A 4,994-nucleotide genomic window follows, 5' to 3' on the forward strand; every position below is an offset into this window, starting at 1 on the left:
CTTATGGAGATTTTTTTAAATTATTTCTTAATAAATGACATTTTTGAATAATGAGATAAATAATTCGTAAAACTTTAAGATCCACGGCAATGACATCTTTCTGTTTGCCCGATTTTTTTGGATCCTCTACAAAAGTTCAGCGAAGCATTTTGATTTGGAATGTGAATCAGTCGTCCATGAACGGACTTTGAAAGAAAACAATTTTTATATTTCAAAAGCGGATTGGATTTGGATGAGTTTAAGACTATGGCAGATGTTGGAGATAAGGATTTGTTTAAGCGGGATTAATCTACTGTAGAAATGCTGACCCAAAAGTTTCCCTCAATCAGCCTCTTCTTAATGCGCAAAAAGACATGAATTTCTGTTACTGTTAAGTAGTACACCCACAGAAAGTAAGAAATCATGTCTCACTCAGATTTTAATAAATTATTGCTTCACATTCAAGCTCCGGATATTGAACATCATAGCACTTTGGGCTTGATTTAAAGAAAAGTGTAATTCTCCAAATCAGCTCCACGTATAAACTTAATCCTTAATAATTCACGCGATGAAACGAAAAACATGAAACAATCTTTTCAAATTGTTTCCGACTTGATTTTATGGATCTATCATAACTTTTAACGTATTTAGTGTCAATAGATTGTAAATCATTCTAAAATTGAAGAAGTCGTTCCCACATCAAACGCCGGGGGGGTATTCTTGAAGCTATCGACTTATTTGTCTTTCCCGTGTATACCCAATTAAGTGAACCCCGAATTAGTTTAAGAACGTTGAGTTGCTGCTGAGAAAATGTAGACATGGTATTCTTTGTTCCATTACTAAAACTATTCATTAAATTATTTGATGGGAGGTAGTCGTTGGAATGGTCAAGACCAAGAGCGTGACCAAGCTCACGTGCAATAACATTGCTGACTCCCTGACTATAGACTAAAGCCTGCGCCACTAAATTATTTTCTCCTGAGGTAAACGCACCATTATTTAAATATATTTGTACTCTTTGTGAATCTTGTACAATCAAACCGTTTGAAAGATAATAGTCCCAACCTACGCTTGTCAGAGCCCAATAATTCATATAATCAGTGGAATCATAAGTTTTCACAATGTCTACTTCATCAATATTGATATTTACATCTGCAGCTGAAGAGGAAGGATTGCGCTCAAAAGTTCCTGGCAGCCAAATGTTCCACTGTGAAATTGCCGCTTTTATTTCTTTTGCTAATGGATCAGTTGAACTAACATACCATTTTATTGCATCGTTTGTCCCTGATCCTTTCAGACTTGAATGAGCTGTAATACCAACATGACTAAAATCTTCATTAAAACTAAAGGCTCTTTTATCAATCCAGTACCAGTGAACATTATCCGGGGTACAATAAACGGCTGTTTGATTGATTCCTGATGACGGGTGAACCACTTTCTCTTTTATTGCTAAAACATAAACCGCTCCCAGATTATTAGAAAAACTAGCTACATTTGAATAATCACCAAACTCTCCAGTAAATAGTGCATATCGACCATTTTCAGCTTTAATTGTGTAGAAACGTCCACCTATATTTGTTCCTGCAGTAATGTAATCTTTCCAATAATAACTATCTGACAAATCAACAGTGTATGTGGTTGCACTATTTTGAGTATACAATTCATATAACGAGTGTCTGTCAACCCAAAATGAATTTCCGTCTGAAAAATGGACCTGTACCCTGACAGTGACACTATCGTACCACTCGGCAGTTACATGCCCTGTTTGGCCATAATAACTTGAGGTCAATAAACCGGACATTGAAAAATCCATTGAGGAATTCCGAACTGTCGGATTCATCAAACCGTCCGTTTTAGTGACAACTTTTATATCATAATTTACTGTTTCTTCGAAACAGTCAGAGAAAAGACAAGAACGGTTTTGTCCGGGACCTGAAAATCTATGAGGGGACTGTTTGGACTGTCCGGTCAAAGCGCTGTGCACGAAAGCCAAAGGCAACCGTCGGCTTCAGGTTAACCTGACCTGGGAGAACTTCTAAGCTCACGTCAAGCAATGGCTCAAGACGAACCCGGAAACAAGTGAGGTTTACCGCAAGCGAAAGACAGATTGGAGCCTACTTTCGAGGACATCAAGCAGAATATGAATTTTACTCGTTTTCAGGTCAGGGGGCAGGAGAAAGTTTCCATTGAAATGGGACTTGTTTTCATGGCGCACAATTTCGGAAATTAGTCAGGGAACAAGAATCCGGAAGCATAGGGAGCAAAATGGTCTAGGAATTCACGTCTTTCTTTGTGAATTCGGAAATATAAAAAGAAAAAATTCAAGTTTTCTGGATTTCTTCTTTTTTTTACTGATTGAGGGGATTTTTGGGGCAGCCTCTTTTTTTAGAAATCAGAGAGGTAAAAATGATGGAATCTTTTAATGTACTTAATTCTTGGCAAACTCATGTGTATTTAGTTATAATATCATTAATATATCGATAGAATAATGTGTACTTAGTTATAGTATCATTAATAACAGTTTTGCGTACGCGAAATTCGCGAAGCCTCTATTTTTAACTGTTCGGCGTAGTTTTTTACGTTCAACGGGTTTGGGGGACTACGTTTGTGACGTAGTCTTTTCCTTTGATGGGAATGAGAGCGCAGGAAAGAAAGATTTCAGGAGAAACGATGCAGGGACAGGAACCAAACGAAACGGTAATTAATATTGGAGACATTCTGAGGCTTCTTTATAGGAGGCTGGGTCTAATTTTTCTTTTTACATTTATCGGTGCAGTGCTTGGCTCGGTTTATACTTTTGTCCTGACGACGCCTCGCTACACGACGCATACTCAGCTTGTGGTCAGGCTGCCAGATTCAGATACGTCGAATGTTTATGCCAATCAGATTATGGGAAATATTGAGACGGTGACCAACACGATTAATCAGACAATTGTGAGCCCGGTTATTTTAGACCAGGTTCAGAAAAATCTGGGACTGAAAAGCGATGATTTCCAGAGTGGCGTGACTGCCGCTGCCACTACGGATTCACAGGTGATTACTGTCACGGTCGAGTATGATGATCCCTACATGGCGCAGAAAATCGCGAACGAAACGGCTAGCGTCTTTGGCGATAAGGCCAATAAACTGTTGAATATTTCAAATGTGAGCGTGCTGGCTGAGGCAAAGGTGAACAAGCGGTCAGTCAGTCCGAAACCGATGATCAACATTGGTGTCTCGACTTTGGCCGGTCTCATACTTGGTATCGGATTAGCCTTGTTGTTAGCTGCTTTCAACAATAAAATCAACTCTGAATCGGACATCGAAGTGCTCGGTTTTACAGTGCTTGGCTCAACAGCCTTTGCTGAAACGAGCGATTTTACAACGTCAGAACCCGATAGAATCGTACGTGAGAGAATCAAGAATCATCCCGAAAAACGCATGCGTCGAACGGAGATAAGGAGGTACAATGGCAAAGAAGAGTAAGGCAACTCATAACAAAGGACAGCTGATTACAACCGCGAATCCGAAGTCACCGATTTCTGAACAGTATCGGACGATTCGAACCAGTTTAGAGTTTAAGATGGTGGATCAGGGGATTAACACCTTCCTTGTGACATCTGCCGAGGCTAACGCCGGGAAGTCTACAACCATTTCAAACTTAGCCGTCACCTTTGCTCAGAGGGGCAAAAAAGTGCTGCTGATTGATGCGGATTTGCGGAAACCTTTTATTCATAACTGTTTTAAGGCCTCTAACCATGTCGGACTGACAAATCTGCTTGCGCAGCAATTAGCGTTCAACGAAGTTGCTAAAGGCACGTTGATGGCAGAGAATCTGACGCTGATTACCTCAGGGCCGATTCCGCCTAATCCGTCTGAGCTTTTGGGATCGATGAGCATGCAGAGGTTTATCGAGTCTGCCCGGTCAGTCTTTGATATCGTCCTGATTGATACACCGCCGGTTGTCGCAGTCACAGATGCCGTGATTCTGAGCAGTCAGGTGGACGGTGTGGTCATGGTGGCGCGGGCGCACCAGACGAAAAAGGAAGGGCTGATAAAAGCGAAGAAGTTGTTTGAGCAGGTGCAGGCGAATGTCCTGGGGGTTATCCTGCATGGGGGGAGTGCTGGGGATTCGGCTTATTATTACTACGGAGATACGTAATAATCGTAATGTCGATTGATATTACTTGTAGTCTCTTTTCAAGAGTGGTAGTTCGATAGAGTATTAAGGGGTAGGTCATAGGATTGAAGGAAAGACACGTTTACATCAATGGTTCAAGAGGAATTCCAGTACATTATGGCGGTTTTGAAACTTTTGTTGAAGAGTTGACGGCAAATAAAGTCAGTGAATATATCAAGCATCATGTGGCTTGTTTAGCAGAAAGCAAGAAGTGCACTTTTGTTCATAATAGGGCAGAATGCTTCAACATCAAGAAAAAGAATATAAGAGCTGCCAATGCTATTTATTATGATATTGCTGCATTAAGGTATTCAAAGGAGAGAGTAAAACGCCTTTTTTCTTGGGATTATATTGTTGGTGAGTACGAAAGAATGGTGCGATGATGATTGCTTACGCTATTGTATTGTACAATAAAAATATTGAAGACTCTAATACGTTTTTCTTTTTGAAATCGTGTGTTGATAAAAGCCAAATATTAGTTTTTGATAATAGTGATAATCCCGAATTTTGTTTAAACAATGAAAAGAAATGTAAAAACGAAGGGATTACATATTTATCTCAAAATGAAAACATTGGCCTCTCAAGGGCATACAATTGTATTTTAAATAATATTTTTGCCGAATCCAAAGTTAATTTTACTTATATTTGTTGGCTAGACGATGATACAATCTTAGAAAGCAAATTTCTAAAAGAACAAGAAGAAGCTGTGAATGAAAAGTATGATATATTTGTTCCTAAAATAAAAGGACAGGATGGAATAATCTACTCTCCTAACGAAGCTGGCTTCATAAAAAACAAGCTTGTAGTTTCTCAGAATCATGTTCCAAAGTTCCAAAAATTTAATGCAATTAATAGT

At 39.3% G+C, this 4,994-nt stretch carries 6 protein-coding genes; 5 read left to right on the forward strand and 1 reads right to left on the reverse strand.

Features of this window, described 5'->3' with window-relative positions; translation table 11 throughout:
• Positions 1 to 652: 652 nt before the first annotated feature.
• Complete coding sequence (locus tag ACYQ2E_RS11085; RefSeq protein ID WP_460018126.1) at positions 653 to 1,792, reverse strand: zinc metalloprotease; 1,140 nt, start codon at positions 1,790 to 1,792, stop codon at positions 653 to 655.
• 294 nt (positions 1,793 to 2,086) lie between these two features.
• Between ACYQ2E_RS11085 and ACYQ2E_RS11090 the strand changes: the two genes are divergently transcribed.
• The 5 genes from ACYQ2E_RS11090 to ACYQ2E_RS11110 form a co-directional block, all read left to right on the forward strand.
• A complete protein-coding gene (locus ACYQ2E_RS11090; RefSeq protein WP_460018127.1) occupies positions 2,087 to 2,209 on the forward strand; it encodes a transposase in 123 nt (40 codons plus the stop codon).
• A 440-nt stretch (positions 2,210 to 2,649) separates the two neighbouring features.
• Positions 2,650 to 3,444, forward strand: coding sequence for a Wzz/FepE/Etk N-terminal domain-containing protein (locus tag ACYQ2E_RS11095; protein WP_460018128.1), 795 nt, complete (start codon positions 2,650 to 2,652; stop codon positions 3,442 to 3,444).
• Positions 3,428 to 4,120 (forward strand): polysaccharide biosynthesis tyrosine autokinase, encoded by a 693-nt coding sequence (locus ACYQ2E_RS11100; protein ID WP_460018129.1) that lies wholly within the window; start codon positions 3,428 to 3,430, stop codon positions 4,118 to 4,120. Before ACYQ2E_RS11095 ends, ACYQ2E_RS11100 begins: the two co-directional genes overlap by 17 nt.
• An 83-nt stretch (positions 4,121 to 4,203) precedes the next feature.
• Positions 4,204 to 4,521, forward strand: coding sequence for a DUF1972 domain-containing protein (locus ACYQ2E_RS11105; RefSeq protein ID WP_460018130.1), 318 nt, complete (start codon positions 4,204 to 4,206; stop codon positions 4,519 to 4,521).
• Positions 4,518 to 4,994: glycosyltransferase (locus ACYQ2E_RS11110; protein WP_460018131.1), on the forward strand; the 477-nt coding region annotated here is incomplete at its 3' end. The genes ACYQ2E_RS11105 and ACYQ2E_RS11110, both read left to right, overlap by 4 nt.

The organism is Lactovum odontotermitis, assembly GCF_054658595.1.